The 17,338-nt window shown below is 36.2% G+C and carries 22 protein-coding genes and 1 pseudogene; 15 read left to right on the top strand and 8 right to left on the bottom strand.

Annotated features, from left to right (window positions below):
• Positions 1-214 precede the first annotated feature (214 nt).
• On the top strand, positions 215-1,489 hold the full coding sequence (locus tag WH267_RS08345; RefSeq protein WP_340007292.1) for a PepSY-associated TM helix domain-containing protein: 1,275 nt from the start codon (positions 215-217) through the stop codon (positions 1,487-1,489).
• On the top strand, positions 1,473-2,528 hold the full coding sequence (locus WH267_RS08340) for an alpha/beta hydrolase (RefSeq protein ID WP_340007291.1): 1,056 nt from the start codon (positions 1,473-1,475) through the stop codon (positions 2,526-2,528). Before WH267_RS08345 ends, WH267_RS08340 begins: the two co-directional genes overlap by 17 nt.
• Before the next feature lie 113 nt (positions 2,529-2,641).
• Here WH267_RS08340 and WH267_RS08335 read toward each other — a convergent pair whose 3' ends face one another.
• From WH267_RS08335 to WH267_RS08325, 3 genes are all read right to left on the bottom strand, one after another.
• A complete protein-coding gene (locus WH267_RS08335) occupies positions 2,642-3,052 on the bottom strand; it encodes a hypothetical protein (protein WP_123947387.1) in 411 nt (136 codons plus the stop codon).
• A 235-nt stretch (positions 3,053-3,287) separates the two neighbouring features.
• The gene (locus tag WH267_RS08330) at positions 3,288-4,292 is read right to left on the bottom strand and encodes a hypothetical protein (protein ID WP_340007289.1); all 1,005 of its coding nucleotides are present in this window, start codon (positions 4,290-4,292) and stop codon (positions 3,288-3,290) included.
• Positions 4,293-4,319: 27 nt separating this feature from the next.
• Entirely contained in the window at positions 4,320-5,171 is an 852-nt protein-coding gene (locus WH267_RS08325; RefSeq protein ID WP_340007287.1) for a hypothetical protein, read from the bottom strand.
• A 68-nt stretch (positions 5,172-5,239) separates the two neighbouring features.
• Here WH267_RS08325 and WH267_RS08320 point away from each other — a divergent pair, with 68 nt between their 5' ends.
• The 11 genes from WH267_RS08320 (at position 5,240) to WH267_RS08270 (ending at position 12,003) form a co-directional block, all read left to right on the top strand.
• Positions 5,240-5,758: a Crp/Fnr family transcriptional regulator gene (locus WH267_RS08320; RefSeq protein WP_115972272.1), complete on the top strand. Its 519-nt coding sequence runs from the start codon at positions 5,240-5,242 to the stop codon at positions 5,756-5,758.
• Between the two features lie 59 nt (positions 5,759-5,817).
• A complete protein-coding gene (locus WH267_RS08315) occupies positions 5,818-6,360 on the top strand; it encodes a DinB family protein (protein ID WP_340007282.1) in 543 nt (180 codons plus the stop codon).
• Between the two features lie 42 nt (positions 6,361-6,402).
• On the top strand, positions 6,403-6,915 hold the full coding sequence (locus tag WH267_RS08310; protein ID WP_123319628.1) for a methylated-DNA--[protein]-cysteine S-methyltransferase: 513 nt from the start codon (positions 6,403-6,405) through the stop codon (positions 6,913-6,915).
• Between the two features lie 169 nt (positions 6,916-7,084).
• Positions 7,085-7,849, top strand: a complete 765-nt coding sequence (locus WH267_RS08305; RefSeq protein WP_115972269.1) for an isocitrate lyase/PEP mutase family protein — start codon at positions 7,085-7,087, stop codon at positions 7,847-7,849.
• 2 nt (positions 7,850-7,851) lie between these two features.
• On the top strand, positions 7,852-8,895 hold the full coding sequence (locus WH267_RS08300; protein WP_340007277.1) for a bifunctional transcriptional activator/DNA repair enzyme AdaA: 1,044 nt from the start codon (positions 7,852-7,854) through the stop codon (positions 8,893-8,895).
• Positions 8,896-8,951: 56 nt separating this feature from the next.
• Positions 8,952-9,557, top strand: a complete 606-nt coding sequence (locus WH267_RS08295) for a CDP-alcohol phosphatidyltransferase family protein (protein ID WP_340007275.1) — start codon at positions 8,952-8,954, stop codon at positions 9,555-9,557.
• Between the two features lie 115 nt (positions 9,558-9,672).
• On the top strand, positions 9,673-10,275 hold the full coding sequence (locus WH267_RS08290; RefSeq protein ID WP_115972335.1) for a DUF2911 domain-containing protein: 603 nt from the start codon (positions 9,673-9,675) through the stop codon (positions 10,273-10,275).
• Positions 10,276-10,277: 2 nt separating this feature from the next.
• Positions 10,278-10,805, top strand: coding sequence for a GNAT family N-acetyltransferase (locus tag WH267_RS08285; RefSeq protein ID WP_340007273.1), 528 nt, complete (start codon positions 10,278-10,280; stop codon positions 10,803-10,805).
• Positions 10,802-11,173 carry a cupin domain-containing protein gene (locus tag WH267_RS08280; protein ID WP_115972266.1) on the top strand — a complete coding sequence of 124 codons (372 nt, stop codon included), beginning with the start codon at positions 10,802-10,804 and terminating at the stop codon, positions 11,171-11,173. Before WH267_RS08285 ends, WH267_RS08280 begins: the two co-directional genes overlap by 4 nt.
• 7 nt (positions 11,174-11,180) lie before the next feature.
• Positions 11,181-11,429 (top strand): hypothetical protein, encoded by a 249-nt coding sequence (locus WH267_RS08275; protein ID WP_340007269.1) that lies wholly within the window; start codon positions 11,181-11,183, stop codon positions 11,427-11,429.
• Between the two features lie 190 nt (positions 11,430-11,619).
• Positions 11,620-12,003 (top strand): PEGA domain-containing protein, encoded by a 384-nt coding sequence (locus tag WH267_RS08270; protein ID WP_123319621.1) that lies wholly within the window; start codon positions 11,620-11,622, stop codon positions 12,001-12,003.
• Positions 12,004-12,093: 90 nt separating this feature from the next.
• On the opposite strand, the gene WH267_RS08265 is transcribed toward WH267_RS08270, so the two are convergent.
• From WH267_RS08265 to WH267_RS08245, 5 genes and pseudogenes are all read right to left on the bottom strand, one after another.
• Complete coding sequence (locus WH267_RS08265; RefSeq protein ID WP_340007264.1) at positions 12,094-12,837, bottom strand: dienelactone hydrolase family protein; 744 nt, start codon at positions 12,835-12,837, stop codon at positions 12,094-12,096.
• Positions 12,838-13,029: 192 nt separating this feature from the next.
• Positions 13,030-13,239 (bottom strand): hypothetical protein, encoded by a 210-nt coding sequence (locus WH267_RS08260; RefSeq protein WP_340007470.1) that lies wholly within the window; start codon positions 13,237-13,239, stop codon positions 13,030-13,032.
• A 28-nt stretch (positions 13,240-13,267) separates the two neighbouring features.
• Positions 13,268-13,528 (bottom strand): annotated as a pseudogene (locus WH267_RS08255) (thrombospondin type 3 repeat-containing protein); the annotation flags it as partial.
• 192 nt (positions 13,529-13,720) lie between these two features.
• Entirely contained in the window at positions 13,721-14,335 is a 615-nt protein-coding gene (locus WH267_RS08250) for an HAD family hydrolase (protein WP_340007263.1), read from the bottom strand.
• A gap of 33 nt (positions 14,336-14,368) precedes the next feature.
• The gene (locus WH267_RS08245; RefSeq protein WP_115972258.1) at positions 14,369-14,800 is read right to left on the bottom strand and encodes a type I restriction enzyme HsdR N-terminal domain-containing protein; all 432 of its coding nucleotides are present in this window, start codon (positions 14,798-14,800) and stop codon (positions 14,369-14,371) included.
• A gap of 7 nt (positions 14,801-14,807) precedes the next feature.
• Between WH267_RS08245 and holA the strand changes: the two genes are divergently transcribed.
• Together holA and trxB are read left to right on the top strand one after the other, a co-directional pair.
• Positions 14,808-15,845, top strand: a complete 1,038-nt coding sequence (gene holA / locus WH267_RS08240; RefSeq protein WP_115972257.1) for a DNA polymerase III subunit delta — start codon at positions 14,808-14,810, stop codon at positions 15,843-15,845.
• A 271-nt stretch (positions 15,846-16,116) separates the two neighbouring features.
• Positions 16,117-17,058 (top strand): thioredoxin-disulfide reductase, encoded by a 942-nt coding sequence (gene trxB, locus WH267_RS08235; protein WP_115972256.1) that lies wholly within the window; start codon positions 16,117-16,119, stop codon positions 17,056-17,058.
• The last annotated feature ends 280 nt before the right edge of the window (positions 17,059-17,338 follow it).

The raw sequence follows: 17,338 nt of genomic DNA, 5'->3' as shown, positions 1-17,338 counted from the left end.
AAACAGCCCGTTATATATCAATTTTCAAAAGCTTAAATAGAGTATACTATCTGTTTTCAAACGTCTGCGTAATCTGTGAAATCAGCGGGAAATAATATAGTACAGCCTACAGTTTTATCGAAGATAAAATCTTTGCACCTTATAGACATATTGAAGAATCTTCGCGCCCTTGTGCTTCTCCAACAATAATGATCCAAAGACAACCCTCTCAGATATGGAAAATAAAAAAACTAACCCCAAGAAAAAGCAGGGGAAATCCCTGACCAAAAGAATTACAGGAAGGCTCCATCTCTGGCTTGGACTCGTTTCCGGGATTATTGTACTTACCGTTACGCTCTCCGGAACGGTTTTCGTCTTCTGTGACGAGATCGTTGATCTTTGCGCTGGAACTGCCAAATACATTCAGGCTCCGGCTCATGCCAAAAAAATGTCACCTGAAGAACTGTTGGTTCAATTTCACCAGCAGGTTCCGGACAGAAAAGCTTTCTATTTTGATACTTATAGGGAAGCAGACAGAACTTTTCGTGTAGCCTCTGCCACCAAACCACCGAAAGATAAAAATACTGAAAAAGCAGAAAAACCTAAAGGCAAAGGAAGAGGACCAAGAGGCGTATTTGCCTATCATTATCTTGATCCATACACTGGAAAAGTAATGGGTTCTACAAAAAGCTACGAGTTTTTCTATGTGGTCGCTCATATTCATGCCCAGTTATTGGCAGGTAAATTCGGGAAAACGGTAGTAGGAGTGGCTTCTATTATATTTTTCATTCAGCTGATCAGTGGATTGATCCTCTGGTGGCCAAAAAAATGGAATAAAACAACAAGAACCACTGCATTTAAGATTAAATCAGGAACGAAATGGCGCAGAAAGAATTACGATTTCCATAATGTTTTTGGATTTTATTCTCTGTTACCGGCAGTATTTATTACCATTACCGGATTGGTTATGGCGTATAAGATTTTGACAGATCTTACCCAGGCCGCCTTTGGAGGCGTTGCTGATGCCCATAAGATTGCAGAAAAGTATGAGCCAAAATATGATCCTGATAAAAAAGCGCTCTCTTTTAGTGATTTCATAGACCGAAGCTTTAAAGAAATTCCACGCGCAAACCAAGTCAGAATGAGCGTGCCGCGTAAGGATTCTGCCACCGTTTACAATGTGGTAGCGGCCAAATTTATAGGTTTAAAAAGTATTGTTGACGGGAAGAGCAAAGAAGTCAATAAGTATACCGGAGACGAAATCAATTACCCGAAAGAAGTCCTGATGCATGAAGTGATCGAACACATGAATTTTGACCTGCATGTCGGCTATTGGGGCGGGATGTTTGGGAAAATCTTCACCTTCATTATCGGAATCATCTGTACCAGCCTTCCGGTTACTGGGTTCCTAATCTGGTGGGGAAGAAGGAATAAATCCGGTAAAAAAGGAAACGAAATTAAAAACATTCATCAACATAGAAAAGAATCACATCATGAACAATTGGTTTAAAATTTTATATCTATTGGTATTTTCATTCTTCACATTCGGGAAAGCTCAGGAAAAGATTACAGTAGGAGAGAAGCAGACTTTATTTTCGAAAGTTTTAAATGAAAACCGGGAAATTTGGGTCCATCTGCCTAAAACGTATAACGATACGGCTATCAATCCAGCAAAGTATCCTGTTATCTATCTTTTAGACGGTGAAACCAACTTTGAATATTATGCAGGGTTGTCGGATTTTATTGCCAGAACTCCTTATGCCGATATTCCGGAATGTATTGTAGTCGGGATTAAAAATACAGAACGTACAAGAGATCTTACCCCTACAAAGTCACAGAAAAAAAGTCCGGTAAATCCTGCTGTAACCCTTTTTGCTGATAGTGGCGGAAGTGAAAGTTTTGTAAAATTTCTGCAGGAAGAACTGAAACCTTTCATCAGTAAAAACTATAGAATACAGGGTTATTCTGTTTTGGTAGGACATTCATTCGGAGGTCTGTTTGCAATTAATACTTTTTTGACCCATCCGGAATATTTCAACGCTTATGTGGCGAACGATCCGAGTTTATGGTGGGATAATGAAGTTACCATTTCCAGAACAAAAGATTACCTGGAAAAGAATAAAAAGTTTTCAGCCAATAAGTTTTTATACGTTTCTCAGGCAGATAATGAAGAACAGCAGAAAAACTGGAATTCAGACATGACACAGGCTATTGAAAAGTTTAAAGAGATTATAGAAAAGAATGGAACTTTAAACTATAAGCACCACTTCTTTGCAGGTGAGACGCATGGAACGGTTTCTTATCCCGGAAATTATGAAGCCTTGAAATTCATATTCAAAGGGTTCAGAACAGATGTTAAGCAGCTTGCTAAAAATCCTGGTTTACTGGAGGAAGACTATAAGAAGTTCTCGGTGAAAATGGGTTCAGAGTTCCATCCTTCAGAATTTTATCTGAATGTGGTTCTTAAATTCATGAAAAGCAATGACTTTAAAGAATCTGAAACTTACTTTATGAGCCTGAAAAATAAACTTTATCCTAAGGTTAAGTAATTGAAACCATACTGTAAATAGGATTAAATTTGGGTATATTGATAAAGATTCAATATGCCCTTTTTTATTACTTTAATAAATTTTGCAGATTTTGAGCGAATTCCCTGTAAGATTTAAGGCTCCTGTTTCATAAAATAAAGACATCCAAAATTAAAAAAAGCAAAAGGGACCCAGAAAGGAGAGGCAAGAACAGTGGCAAAAATAAACATGGGGATAACTCCTTTTAATCCTGCAGTCACGATGGTGTCTGACGGTAATCGGTTACCTATTGAAGTGAAAATACAGGCAATTAATAACGCTGAAAGGCTTAATCCTGCAGAAATTCCGGCAAGTTTCCATGTTTTATATTTCTTAGGTGCTAAGGTTAAATTATAAAATACAAACCCATAAATGATAAATATAAACAGGGAAATAAGAAGATTATAAATGAACATTAAATCCGGAAACAGAACGAATAGTATGATGTTGCCAACCAGTAAGTTGATGAAGATACAGAGCGTAAACAGAAGTATATTTTGTTTCATAATTGTGTTTTGTGTTGTATTAAAAGTACAATATTTTTTGATTCCGCACATTCCTTCAAAAATAAAAAGCAAACCTGTTTATTTACAGGTCTGCCCTTAGGTTGTATTGTTGAAAATTTTCTTTCAGAAAATACAGATTGAGTAAATTCTGGGTGTCATTTTTCAGTTCGTGAAATAATAGATAATTGTTTTTCTGAAGTATTTTGTTACTTTCTTTTTTTATCTGTTCTCCGGTTTAATGTCTGTTATCACAATTAATATTCAATTCGGTCTTTTCTTTGTTTAAAAAAGTAATGACAGGACATCCGAAAGAAGGCGTTGTGAAATTAAAGACTACAGGCGCTTTTCCTTTAAAAAGTTTGCCTGTCCACTGAGCATAATAATTGGTTTCCGAATTTTCCATTTTTTCAAGAGGATTGAATTCTGCACCATCCTCAATGGTAAATGTTTTTTCAAATATCTTTTCATTCTGGTCGTTAATGACTACCAGTTTACGTTCCTGAGTACCATATTCTTCAAGTAGATCCTGTACGTAATACGTAAGGTTTTCATACTTATACAGGTAAGTACCTCCATACTTAAGAGTGGAACCGGTGAAATATTTTTTCTGAATATCAGCACTTGCTTTTTCCCATTTGATCATCTTCATCTGATTTTCTACGAATGGATTTTTATTTCCAAAATAAGCAATCACGTTCATATACTTATCAAAGATATCATTTCCTTTTTTTGTCTCAATTTGGAAACCAGTCATATAGGAATCTGAATCTATTTCATCTCCTTCTACAGTGTAAGGTGAGAGGTAAGCCACTGCTTTCAACTTATTCACAGGAGTTTTTTGCAGTTTGTTAGCCTCATAGTTGTAGAGATATAATGAATCATTTTCAGTAACGTGAATGCCGTCCAGCATTTTTTTTCTGTAGGAACCATCCAGTTCAATATAGCTCATCTTTTCAAATGGAAGTTCCTTTTGTTTTTTTAAAAAATCTGCAGGAACTGCATTTTTGTCAATATAAATATCCGATACGGAGATAAAAGTGTCCATAAGATCTTTACGCTGTACTGTAGAAACGTTATAAATATTGAAATTCTTAAAATCTATTTCCTCTTCCGCTTTAACCGTTTTTACAGAATCTTTTGTGATGTTTGCCTGATCCTGGATCGGTTTTTTATCGTCCTTCTTACAACTGACAATCATCAGTTGTGAGCATAAAAGCACTAAGGCTGTATTAATCTTCATTATTAAGAATGTTTTGAATATTTAAGTTTAATTTATTTTATAGTAAGGCTCAGAATAATATTTACTTGGCTTAATGTATGCCATTTTTCTGTCTGCATCAAAAATCCAGATGAATCTGCGCATCATATCTGCTCCAAAATAACTGATATTCTGAGTTTTAAGTTCTCCGGAAAAGAACCCTACAGGCATGTTTTTAAACACAAAATTATTCAGTTTGAAAAAAGGAAGGATTCCCTGTTTTGTAATGACACTTTGCCCCTGAGAGTTTTTCAATGTTTTTTCTCCGGTAACTTTTAAATGTTTATCGAGTTCTTTCTCATCTGCAAAATCATTACTGTACAAGATTCCTCCCGAATATCCTGACTGGAGTGCAAAATATTCTTCCTGTTGCTTTTTTCCATCCACAACATTATCCGCAACAAAATAAAAAAGATCCTGTTTCCATATAACGGGGATAGGTTGATATCCTTTTAAATCAGGAAGTTTTTCATAGATCTCAAATCGATTATTATCATAATCAATTTTAAAAGTTTTTCCTTTAAAAAGAGCTGTACCAATCTTTCCGTCTGCCTCGTGGCCAGTCAATTGATTGTCCGTAAACCTGATGTCTTTCCAGCTCATTTTGCCAATATCTACCGTATTATGTTCACTTTCCCCATTATTGAAAATAAGGTGATCGGCTTTCCGTTGCCGTTGTGGAGAGATAGCCCCCTCCTTCATGGCAATCTGAAACATCAGATCTAAAGAATCTTTTTTATTGACAAGGGTTTTTACAATAATGTTATTATGCTTGGTAATCCGGAAAGGGATAGTTTGCTGAGCTTTTATACCGAGAAATCCGGTGGAAAAAAGCAGTAAAAAGAAAGTTTTTTTGAGCATTATTGGTGATCGGTGTTTAATCCTCTAAAATTACCCATTATCTTTGGAACACCAAATAATAAAATAGGATGGTTGAAAAATTGCTTCAAAGCGGGATTCATTGGGAACATAAGGATTTCAGACGGAATGAGTTTCTGAAGATCTCAGGAAGTACAGATACCCAGATTTATTTTATCGAAAAAGGAAGTGTAAGGATCTTTATGACCGACGACAACGAAGAAAGGATCATTCGTTTCGGATATACCGGAAACATTATTGTCTCCTTAGATTCTTTTCTTTCCGGAAAGCCATCAGAACTTTATATTCAGGCGATAAAGAAAACTACAGTTAAAGTAGCTTCAAAACGAGATTTTTATGATTATATCCAAAGTGATGAAGAGCATATGAAATTTTGGATGAATGTTTTGGAAGACCTCATACTGCAACAGCTGGAGAGAGAAAAAGATTTACTGATTAATGCTCCGGGTGAACGTTTTGAAAGAGTCTTAAAGCGAAGCCCGAAGCTATTTCAGGAAGTTCCGAATAAATATATAGCCAATTATCTCAGAATGTCGCCGGAAACTTTATCAAGGCTTAAAAAATCTTGAGTTCAATCAATATTTAAGAATAAACCGATCCGGAAATTTGCAGGAAAACAATAATGAAAATGTCAACCACAGCATTGTTAGAAGAATTAAAAAACAAAACCGGAGAACATTTGCACTATGCCAGAACTCTTTTATTAAAACCGGGAAATGAGCTAAATTTCAGGATTTCTGCCGACAGCTGGAGTGTATTGGAATGTCTGGAACATCTCAACCGCTACGGAAACTTTTATATTCCTGAGATCTCCCAAAGAATATCTTCTTCCAAAACCAATTCAAAAGCAGATTTTAAACCAGGAATTCTTGGGGATTATTTTGCTAAAAGTATGCTTCCAAAGGAGAAACTGAATAAGATGAAAACTTTTAAAACCATGAACCCTATTCACAGTCAATTGAATACGGCGGTGGTAAATGAGTTCATAAAACAGCAGGAACAATTACTTGACCTGTTGGAAAAAGCAAGATCTGTAGATCTGGGAAAAACAAAAACCTCCATCAGTATTTCAAAACTGATCACCTTAAAGCTGGGGGATACCTTACGTTTTGTCATCTACCATAATGCCAGACATATTGTTCAGGCAGAAAACGTTTTAAAGAATATATAAAAGATAAGGGGTGAATTCCGGAAAAGTAGTAATTTTAAACTAATGGAAATCATACACCAAAAAATGATACAGACTCCATTGGGAGAAATGATCGCCTGTGCTATAGATCAGGGAATCTGTCTGTTAGAGTTTACGGACAGAAAGAGTGTCGAAAAGCAGCTTAAAGCATTGTCTAAAAACCTGAAAGCGGAGATCGTAGAAAAAGAACATATTCATTTTCTGCAATTGGAAAGAGAGCTGAAGGAGTACTTCGACGGAAACAGATCTCGGTTTGAAGTTCCCTTATTCACTACAGGTACCGAATTTCAGGAAAAAGTATGGCAGCTGCTGCGTGAAATTCCGATGGGAGAGATCAGGACCTATAAACAGCAGTCTGAACTTCTGGGGAATCCAAAGGCGATCCGTGCTGTAGGTACGGCCAATGGAATCAATAAGATTGCTATTTTAATTCCATGTCATCGGGTGATTGGCTCCAATGGAGAATTGGTAGGCTATGCAGGCGGAATCTGGAGAAAACAAAAACTACTGGAACTGGAAAAGGCCATTTTGTTTTAAATGGATGAGAGAGACCTCAGTAATTATAAATTGAATTTTAGTTATTAATCACTTCAATAAACTTCCAGCTTCCATCCTCCAGCTTTCTTTCCCTGTTCTTCTAAAATACTTGTTTATTTTTCGGTTGCAGCCGGCTGGGCAATATCCCTACTTTTGAATAAAAAATATCATGATCGGTTTCAAAAATTTACATCAGGGAGAGGAGCTTCTATTATTAGGTAACGTGTGGAATGTGCAGAGTGCAAGAGTTTTAGAAAAAGCTGGCTACAAAGCCCTGGCTACTTCAAGTTCAGGAATCGCGATAAGCTTAGGATATGAAGATGGAGAGCAAATGAGCTTTGAGGAGTATTTTTATATTATTAAAAGAATAAAAAGTTCCATTTCCATTCCCTTGTCAGTAGACCTGGAAGCAGGATATGGAAGTACTCCCGAAATGATTGTTTCCAATATCATCAGACTGTTGGAAATAGGGGTGGTTGGGATCAATCTGGAAGATTCTTATGTTATAGACGGAGAGAGGCAGCTTTTAAACAGAAACGTGTTTTTTGAAAAAATAAGCAATATTCTGTCAATGCTGAAAGAGAGAAGAATGGAGATCTTTATCAATGTAAGAACAGACCCTTTTTTATTGGGAATGGAAAACGCTCTGGATGAAACATTAAAGAGGATTGAAATGCTGGATAAACTTAATATTGACGGAATATTTATTCCCGGTATCACTGATGAAGAAGATATTAAAACAGTAGTGAAGGCAACTCTATTACCCATTAATGTAATGAGTTTACCTGATCTTCCGGATTTTGAGACCTTAAAAACATGGGGTGTAAAAAGAATTACTTCAGGCAGTTTTTTAAACAGATATATTTACCAGGAACTGGAAAAGATGAGCCATACGATTATTAATGCCAAAAGCTTTACCGCAATTTTCATCTGATTATGAAGCTCACAGAAAAAATAATGTATGAAGCTTCCTTTCGTAAGGATTCTTCTTTTGAAGGAATATTCTGGATGGGTGTAAAAACAACCGGAATATTCTGCCGACCCACCTGTACAGCCCGCAAACCAAAGTTTGAAAACGTAGAGTTTTTTTCCCATACAAAAGATGCAATGTTGAAAGGGTATCGTCCGTGTAAGGTTTGTAAACCTTTGGAAACACTCAATGTAACTCCATTATATATTAAAGAACTGCTGCAGGAGATTTCTGATGATCCCTCTTTAAAACTGAAAGATTATGATCTGGTAAAACGAGGATTGGAACCGGCAACAGTCCGCCGCTGGTTTGTGAAGCATCATGGAGTTACGTTTCACGCCTTTCAGAGAATGTCTAAGCTGAATATGGCATTTAAAAAGCTTCAGCAGGGAGAATCTGTTACCGAAGTCGCTTTTGATTCAGGGTATGAAAGTTTAAGTGGATTTAATGAAAGTTTTAAAAATATTTTTGGGGTATCTCCCAGCCATAACAAAAGAGAAAAGATCATTGATCTGAAAAGAATGGAAACCATCCTGGGAACCATGGTTGCCTGTGCAGACGAACACGGAATTTGCCTTTTGGAGTTTTCTGACAGAAAAGCCCTTCCAACAGAATTAAAGAATATTTCAAAACATTTTAATGCTAATATTGTACAGGGTGAAAATCCACATTTTATAATGCTGGAACAAGAACTCTCAGAATATTTTGATGGAAAGCGAACTGAGTTTACCGTTCCTCTTTCTCCTGTAGGAACTGCTTTTCAGAAGCAGGTATGGGAGATTTTACAGCAAATTCCTTACGGAGGAACCAGAAGTTATCAGGAGCAGGCCGAGATCCTGGGAAATCCTAAATCAGTACGGGCTGTAGCGAATGCCAATGGCTTAAATAAAATATCTATTCTGATTCCCTGTCACAGAGTTATCGGAAGCAATGGGCAGTTAACGGGTTATGGTGGCGGAATCTGGAGAAAACAAAAATTATTGGAGCTGGAGCAAGCTATTCTATTTTAAATTTTTAAAAAAACAATTTTTATCAGTACCTTTTTACGATTAGAGGTATCTTTTTTATGAAATCAAAAATTCCCGCCATCTTAATTTTTTCAAGACTTATCATAGGTTTTACTATTATTGTTTTAAGCATTTTTAAAGTTGAAGATTATCAGGTTATTGCAATTGTTCTTTTATCAATTGGGTTATTAACGGATATTTTTGACGGAATTATAGCAAGACATCTCAATATTTCAACCCAAAAGATCCGCCGTCTGGATTCTACTGTTGATCAGGTTTTTTTCATTTCGGCAGGAGTTGCTACTTATATACAATGTCCTGAATTCTTTAGTGAAAATATCTATAAACTTATTATTCTTGTAGGTGCTGAGTGTTTGATCTATATCGTTAGCTTCTTTAAGTTTAAAAAAGAGGTTGCTACCCATTCCATAGGAGCTAAGATCTGGACTTTACTGCTTTTTGCAACACTTATTCAGGTTATTTTACAATGTCAATCGGTATTATTGTTTAACCTTTGTTTCTGGATTGGATTGCTGACAAGGGCTGAAATTATTGCCGTCCTTTTAATTCTGAAAAAATGGACGAATGATGTGCCAACTGTTTATCATGCCATAATGCTCAGACAGGGAAAAACGATTAAAAAACATAAAATTTTTAACGGTTAGATTGAATGGCTGCTATAGGGTATTGCAGTTGATGAATCCCGAAAAAACAAAAAATATTGAGGTTAGAGAAAGCTATTTTATTTTGATTTTTGTAATTTTAAACAAAAATTTACACGTGAAAAAATTATTAATAGCAGTTTGTATTTCAGTTTCAGGATTTGCTTTAGCGCAGGATTATTCTGTACCAGCAGCAAGTCCGCGTCAGAAGGTAGAGCAGCAGTTTTCAATGTCCAAAATCTCAGTGGATTACGGAAGACCCGGAGTGAAAGGACGTAAGATCTTTGGAGAACTGGTTCCTTATGGGCAGGTTTGGAGAGCAGGAGCTAACTCATCTACAAAAGTTACATTCGGACAGACCGTTAATTTTGGTGGGAAAAATGTTCCGGCAGGAACTTATGGATTATTCATTGTTCCTACAGAAAAAGAATGGAAAGTAATTCTGAATAAAGATTTCCAGCAATGGGGTGCTTATACCTATGATCCTAAACAGGATGTCGTAGATGTTACTGTGCCGGTAAACAAATTGGCTGACAAGCAGGAATGGTTTGAAATTACCCTGAATCCAACAGATGAGAACTCAGGAAATCTCGTGATCAAATGGGATATGAATCAGGCTGAAATTCCATTGAAGCCAGCCAAATTAGATACGGTAATCAAGATTTCTGATAAGTTGAAAGAAATCCAGAGAATAGAATCAGACTCTAACAAAAAAGGCTAAGTATGAATTTTTCTGTTCAGTCTGTTTTAGAGAATGAAGAATTTCAATTAATCCCCTTACAGCAAGGGGATTTTGAATCTTTATATGAAGTGGCATCAGATCCTAAAGTATGGGAACAGCATCCTAATAAGGATCGTTACCAAAGAGAGGTTTTTGAAAACTTTTTCAGAGGAGCCATTGAAAGTGAAGGAGCTTTTAAAATTGTAGAAAAAGCAACTGGAGAGGTGTTGGGTAGCAGCCGTTATTACAACTTTGATGAAAAGGACAGTCATATTTTCATCGGCTATACTTTCTATGGGACAAAATCCTGGGGAAGAGGGATTAACCCTAAAGTTAAGAAACTGATGCTGGATTATATATTCCAATATGTAGATAAAGTTCATTTTCATATCGGAAAAGAAAATTTTCGTTCGCAAACAGCATTGGAAAGACTCGGTGGTAAAAAAATCGCTGAAGAAGAGGTGGCTTATTTTGCAGAACCTACAAGAACCAATTTTGTATATGAGATCAAAAAAGAAGCTTGGATATGAAAAAATATAAAATTCAGCAATCTCCTTTTGTAGTGCCTACTACAGACGGAAAACTGATTGAAGAACATTGGGGGAATTCTACAGGAAATGCTAATGTTTCCATTGCTCATATGGTAGCTCCTCCGGATTGGAGCGAGCCCCATCAGACTCCCGAATTTGATGAGTTTACTTATATTATTTCAGGAAAGAAACAATTTGAGATTGATGGGGAAATTGTAATCCTTGAAAAAGGAAGCAGTATTCTGATTGAAAGAGGAGCGAGAATTCGCTACAGCAATCCATTTTCAGAACCTTGTGAATATCTTGCTATCTGCCTGCCTGCATTTTCTATGGAATTGGTGAACAGGGAAGAGGAAGGAGTAAATTAATGTATTGATGGCTACACAGATTTGCCCTGAATGTAAAGAAAACTCTTTTACATGGTATATAGATGAAGAGCCTGAGGGAACCCATTGGACATGCTTTTCTTGCAGCTATCACGCTTTAGAAAATGAAAATGATGAATGCATTTGTGATGGTTGTGGGAATAAAGCAAAAACGAAGCTGAAAGATTCTTCAAAAGAATATTGGTGGTGTTCCAGTTGTAATACAATACAAAAAATAGAAAAACTGTCTCAAAACTGAGATAGTTTTTTTGTTTTAAGGCTGAATACAATATTTTTAGATTCAAAACAATCAAAAAAATATTTAGATAATCAGTGAGTTATCCTTTCAATAAGGATACAATCGCTTGTGAATGCCTATTGTTACTAATTATTTTGTAAGTTCGCACGCCGAAAAATGAGCCGGCAGACTTAACTTTTTAATAAAATATATGAAGAACAATCTATCAATTGTATTATTGTTAGGAATCGCGCTTTCCACTACGTCTTGCGCCACTATTTTTACAGGAACCAATGACAAAATTTCCTTTAACTCCACTCCTGAAGGAGCAACAGTGTTTCATAAAGGAGTTGAAAAATGTGTAACTCCCTGTACTGCAAATATTCCAAGATCATTGAGTAAGCAAACAGTAACTTTTGAAAAAGAAGGTTTTAATCATCAGGAAGTAAAGCTGGATAAGAATTTTAATGCTGTAACGCTTCTCAATATTCTTTTTGGAGGTGCCATAGGAGTTGGAATTGACGCTGCAACAGGATCTCTTACAAAATATTCTACTAAGAAATATGAGGTAGAACTGGAAGCAAAACAGCAGTAAAATAAAGATTTAAAAATAGTAATGTACCAATAAGTGATTTTACATCAAAGCATTGGTACATTGTTACGCTGATACATTGGTATATTGAATTTACTTCAGGAGTTCTTTTAAAAACATCAATGTATGATTCCAGGCTCTTTTCGCCATCGTTTCATTATAATCCGGTGACTTTGGGTCGGTGAAAGTATGTTTGGAATGGGCGTAAGTAATGATTTGCCAGTCTGCATTTCCATCATTCATTTCTTTGATGAGGTTGCTGTAATCATCAGGTGTTACACTCTTATCATCTGCCGGATTCTCCACCAGTATTTTAGTATTTAATTTTTCATTTTTTCTGCTCTGATCTCTTCCCAGGCTTCCGTGGATAGAAACAACTCCTGCTACAGGCAGGTTTCCTCTTGCGGATTCAAGAGCACCTGTTCCTCCAAAACAATATCCTATAACTGCAGTTTTATCGGCAATAGCTCCGTTCTTTTTCAGTTGTTCCAATGCCAATGAGATTCTTTTCTGATATTCTGCATAATTCTTTTTGTAATAGCCTGAGCTTTTGGCAGCTTCGTCACTGTTAGCAGGGATTTTTCCTTCTCCATAAATATCAGCAATAAAAGCAATATATCCCTGCTTTTCAAGTTCAATGGCTGCTGTTTTAGCTTCTTCATCAATTCCTTTCCAGGCAGGTAGAATCAATACTCCGGGAAGTTTTTTACCTGCATTGGAAGTGATTAGGCCATTCAGCTTTTGTGTACCATCCTGATAGGAGACTGTTTTAAGATTTTGGCTGAAAAGAGTTCCTGAGGTAATAATTGCTGCTGTTAGTAGGATTGAACGTATCATATTATTTTGTTTTGGATTGAAAATTTTAATGTTGTTTATGATTCAGCATATTCTGTTTTAGTGATTGTCTTCATACTATTCTCTCTTCCTGAAAGGCTATTTCCAGGTTGGACAGCCATTCAGATTGGGAATTCCGGGAACGGTAGGACAAGCATCATCTTTATCCAATATTCCGTCTTTATCTGTATCTGGCTATGGACAACCATGGTTTTCTATAGGGCCTATTTCATTTGGACATTGATCAAGATAAAACAAGATATTGTCATGGTCTTCATCTGAAAGACAGGTTTTTTTATTGAACTCTTTACTGCATTTTTTGAGCGCTTCCTGATCTTCAGAATGCTGAGCCTGGAAATAAGTTCCTGTAAATACCAGGAAAAACACCATTTTTCTTATATCCATTGAATAGTTATCTACAGCCTTTTATGACTGGAGGGGGACATCCGTTATGTTCCTGGACACCTTTTATGGCAGGACAGGCATCATCTTTATCCAGAACGCCATCACCATCCATATCAGGCCATGGGCATCCCTGGTTTTCTCTTGGGCCAGCTATTGCAGGGCATTGGTCATCTTTATCGGGAACTTCGTCTTTGTCTGCATCAGGCCATGGGCAACCGTTATTTTCAATAGGACCTCCTTGTTTAGGACATTTGTCCAGATAAAATAGAATATCGTCCTGGTCTTCATCCGAAAGACAGATCTTTTTGTTGAATTCCTTTCGGCATTTTTTGAATGCTTCCGGGGTTTCAATACTTTGTGCATGAAAGCTTGTAACAGCAAATAGAAATAAAAGTAAAATTTTTCTCATATTCATAAAAAATTCTCATCCAAATTAATAAAAATAACTTAACTGAGGATTTTTTTACTATTTATAATAAAATCACTGAATTTCTACACCCAGATGAGACAGTTCCTGTTTCAGATCTGTATCCGGCAGAACGTGAATGGTGTTGAATCCCAGCGACTTTGCCATTTTAATATTCTTTGGATTATCATCAATGAAAACAGACTCTGCTGCCTGAATGTTATATCTTTCCAGTAAAACATGCCAGATTTTAGGATCAGGCTTAATCAGTTTTTCTGTTCCTGAAACCACAATTTTTCCATCAAAAAGCTGGAAGAAGTCATAGTTTTCCAACGCATAAGGGAAAGTTTCTGCAGACCAGTTTGTTAATCCAAATAGTTGATAGTCTGTGTTCTTTAACTTTCTTAAAATATCAACATTTTGAGGAATATCACTTTTCAGCATCACGGTCCAGTTATCATAATAGGCTCTGATTTCTTGTTCCCAGTCCGGAAATTTTTTTACCTGGATCTCTGTTCCTTCTGAAAGGCTTCTTCCGCGGTCCTGTTCAATATTCCATTCGTCCTGAGCAATATTTTCCAGGAAGTATTCCATTTTTTCGTCATCATTGAAATAATCTTTAAAGAAATATCTCGGGTTCCAGTCCATTAAAACTCCTCCGAAATCGAATACTATATTTTTAATTTTCATATTAATATTTGTTGTTTAATTTTTACCTTAGATCTAATCTGGTTTATAAAATACATACTGCTCATTTTCATAATAAGCATTGATATGTTGGAGACCATTTGTTAAAATAATTTCCTTAGCTCCGATAATAGAGTTGTATCGGGCTGTCTGCTCAAATGTTTTTTCCGTTAATTTGATTTGCGGGGCTTTACATTCAATCAGGATAATAGGTTCTGTTTTTTCGGTCACTAAAAGGTCGATTCTTTTGGTAAGACCATTTAAAACAATTTTTTTTTCGGTAATTAATGCCGATGCAGAGTAGGATTTTACGGTAAGATAATAGTGAATCCAGTGTTGCCTTACCCATTCCTCAGGAGTGAGCAGAAGATAAGTTTTACGAACCAAGTCATAAATAAAAAACTTATCTTTGTCTTTCTTGAATTTAAAATCAAAAGTTTCCTGAAAATTCAGTTTTGGAAGTTCCATTAGTAAGATGAAAGAATTAGATTTAATCCTCAAAAATATTAAAAATAAAGAAGTTTTACCTATTTATTTTTTCCACGGAGAAGAAGCCTACTTTATTGATGTTGCCGTAAAAGCTCTTGAACACAACTTTTTGGAAGAGGATGAAAAAGCCTTTAACCAAACCGTAACCTATGGAAAAGATACTTCATACCAGGAAGTTCTTTCTCTGGCAAGGCAGTTTCCGATGATGGGAGATAAGCAGGTGATTATTGTAAAAGAAGCTCAGGATCTGAAATTGAATGAAGAGGAAAACAGAATTCTGGAAACTTATATTGGAAATCCTGTTCCTTCTACAGTATTGGTTTTTGCTCATAAACATAAAAAATTAGACAGCCGGAAAAAGGCTGCTAAAGCTTTAGATAAGGCCAATGCTCTTTTCCTCAGCGAGTCTGTAAGAGAAAACAATCTTCCAAAATGGATTTCTGATGAATGTGTAAAACTGAAAATCAAAACGGCACCCAATATTTCTCATCTTCTGGCAGAATATCTTGGAAATGATCTTTCCAGAATTGCCAATGAACTGAATAAATTAAAGATCATCCTTAAAGAAGGAGAATTACTGGATGGAACCATTGTTGAAAACCACATCGGGATCAGTAAAGAGTATAATGTTTTTGAGCTTCAGAAGGCATTAGGAACAAAGAATGCCAATGCAGCCTTTAAAATTGCTCACTTTATGGGCAAAAATCCAAAGAATAATCCTTTTGTTATGATGTTGGCCAGTCTTTACAGCTACTTTTCAAATGTGATCATTTACCAGACAATGGCAGGGCAGCCACCACAGACGATAGCGTCTCAGATGGGTGTAAACCCTTACTTTATCAAGGATTATGCAGAAAGTGCAAGATTGTATCCTTTAAAACATGCAACAAGGGTCATTTCTATCCTCAGAGAGTTTGATATGAAAGGAAAAGGGCTTGGAGCCGTGAATATGGGAGAAGCGGAACTCATCAAGGAGCTGGTGTATAAGATTATTAATGTGGACAAGATTAAAATGAAGGTTTAAAGTTGAGAGTAGGAGATCTTGAAATGATATACGGATAGATAATAGACTGGGAATGGTTGTCCTGTAGATCAGAGGTTATGTTAAGCTTTAAGTCTGTATCCTGTATCTTACTGCCTTGTATCTCGTATTCTGAGACCTGCATCCTGTACATTCATTGACAATCCGCATATCTCTTATTGACAACTATCATTAAAATAACTTTAAAAAGACAGTAAAAATTACGAAATTAGCGGTCTTAATTTAATTAAATCCTTTTTCGAACAAATAAATTATGGAGCAAAATATTTTAGATTGTGTGATCGTTGGATCTGGGCCTTCTGGTTTCACAGCTGCTATCTATGCAGCAAGAGCAGACTTAAAACCTGAATTGTATACAGGTTTGGAGCCGGGCGGACAATTAACTACAACTACGGAGGTTGATAACTTTCCAGGATATCCAGCAGGGATTACAGGTCCTGAAATGATGATGGATCTGCAGAAGCAGGCAGAAAGATTTGAAACTAAAGTACATTACGAAATGATCACCAAAGCTGAGTTTTCAAAAGAAGTTGGAGGTGTTCACAAGCTATATGCAGGAAATAAAGAGATTTTAGCTAAAACTGTAATTATTTCTACAGGAGCTACAGCAAAATACTTAGGTCTTGAAGATGAAAAAAAATATGCAGGAGGTGGAGTTTCAGCTTGTGCTACATGTGATGGGTTTTTCTACAGAGGAAAAGATGTTGTGGTAGTAGGAGCAGGAGATACAGCTGCTGAAGAAGCAACTTATCTTGCTAAACTATGCAGAAAGGTAACATTATTGGTTAGAAAAGACGTTTTCAGAGCTTCAAAAGCAATGGTTCACAGAGTAGAAAATACTCCGAATATTGAAGTGAAATTTCACCATGAGCTTATTGGAATTGAAGGGGAAAACAGTTTAGTGGAAAGAGCTGTGATTATCAATAATCAGACTCAGGAAACATCTAAGGTAGATGTTGAAGGGATCTTCATCGCAATCGGTCACAAGCCGAATACAGATATCTTTGTAGGACAGGTAGACCTAGATGAAAATGGATATATTGTAACCGAAAAAGGTTCTTCAAGAACAAACCTTCCAGGGGTTTTTGCTGCTGGTGATGTTCAGGATCATATCTACAGACAGGCTATTACAGCAGCAGGAAGCGGCTGTATGTCTGCAATGGATGCAGAAAAATATTTAGCTGAATTACACTAATAATTTAGTTTTTAATAATATAAAGCGTACCTGATGGGTACGCTTTTTTATTTGCCACGGATACACGAATAAAACATACATGCATAATTTTATATATAAAGTCTCTGTGGTTATAAATATTTTTTGAACCACAGAGGCCAGAGGCACATAAAAAAATATTAGTGCATCGTGACGATTATAAAAGTATACTTCAGCAGTGTACAATTTTACCGGAGATAAAATATTTGCGCCTTAAAACATTTTATTTTTATATTATTTTGCGCCCTTGCTATTTCCAACT

The organism is Chryseobacterium sp. MYb328 (genome assembly GCF_037572595.1).
Lineage (GTDB): Bacteria > Bacteroidota > Bacteroidia > Flavobacteriales > Weeksellaceae > Chryseobacterium > Chryseobacterium pennae.
This window is presented reverse-complemented; position numbering and strand designations above follow the sequence as displayed.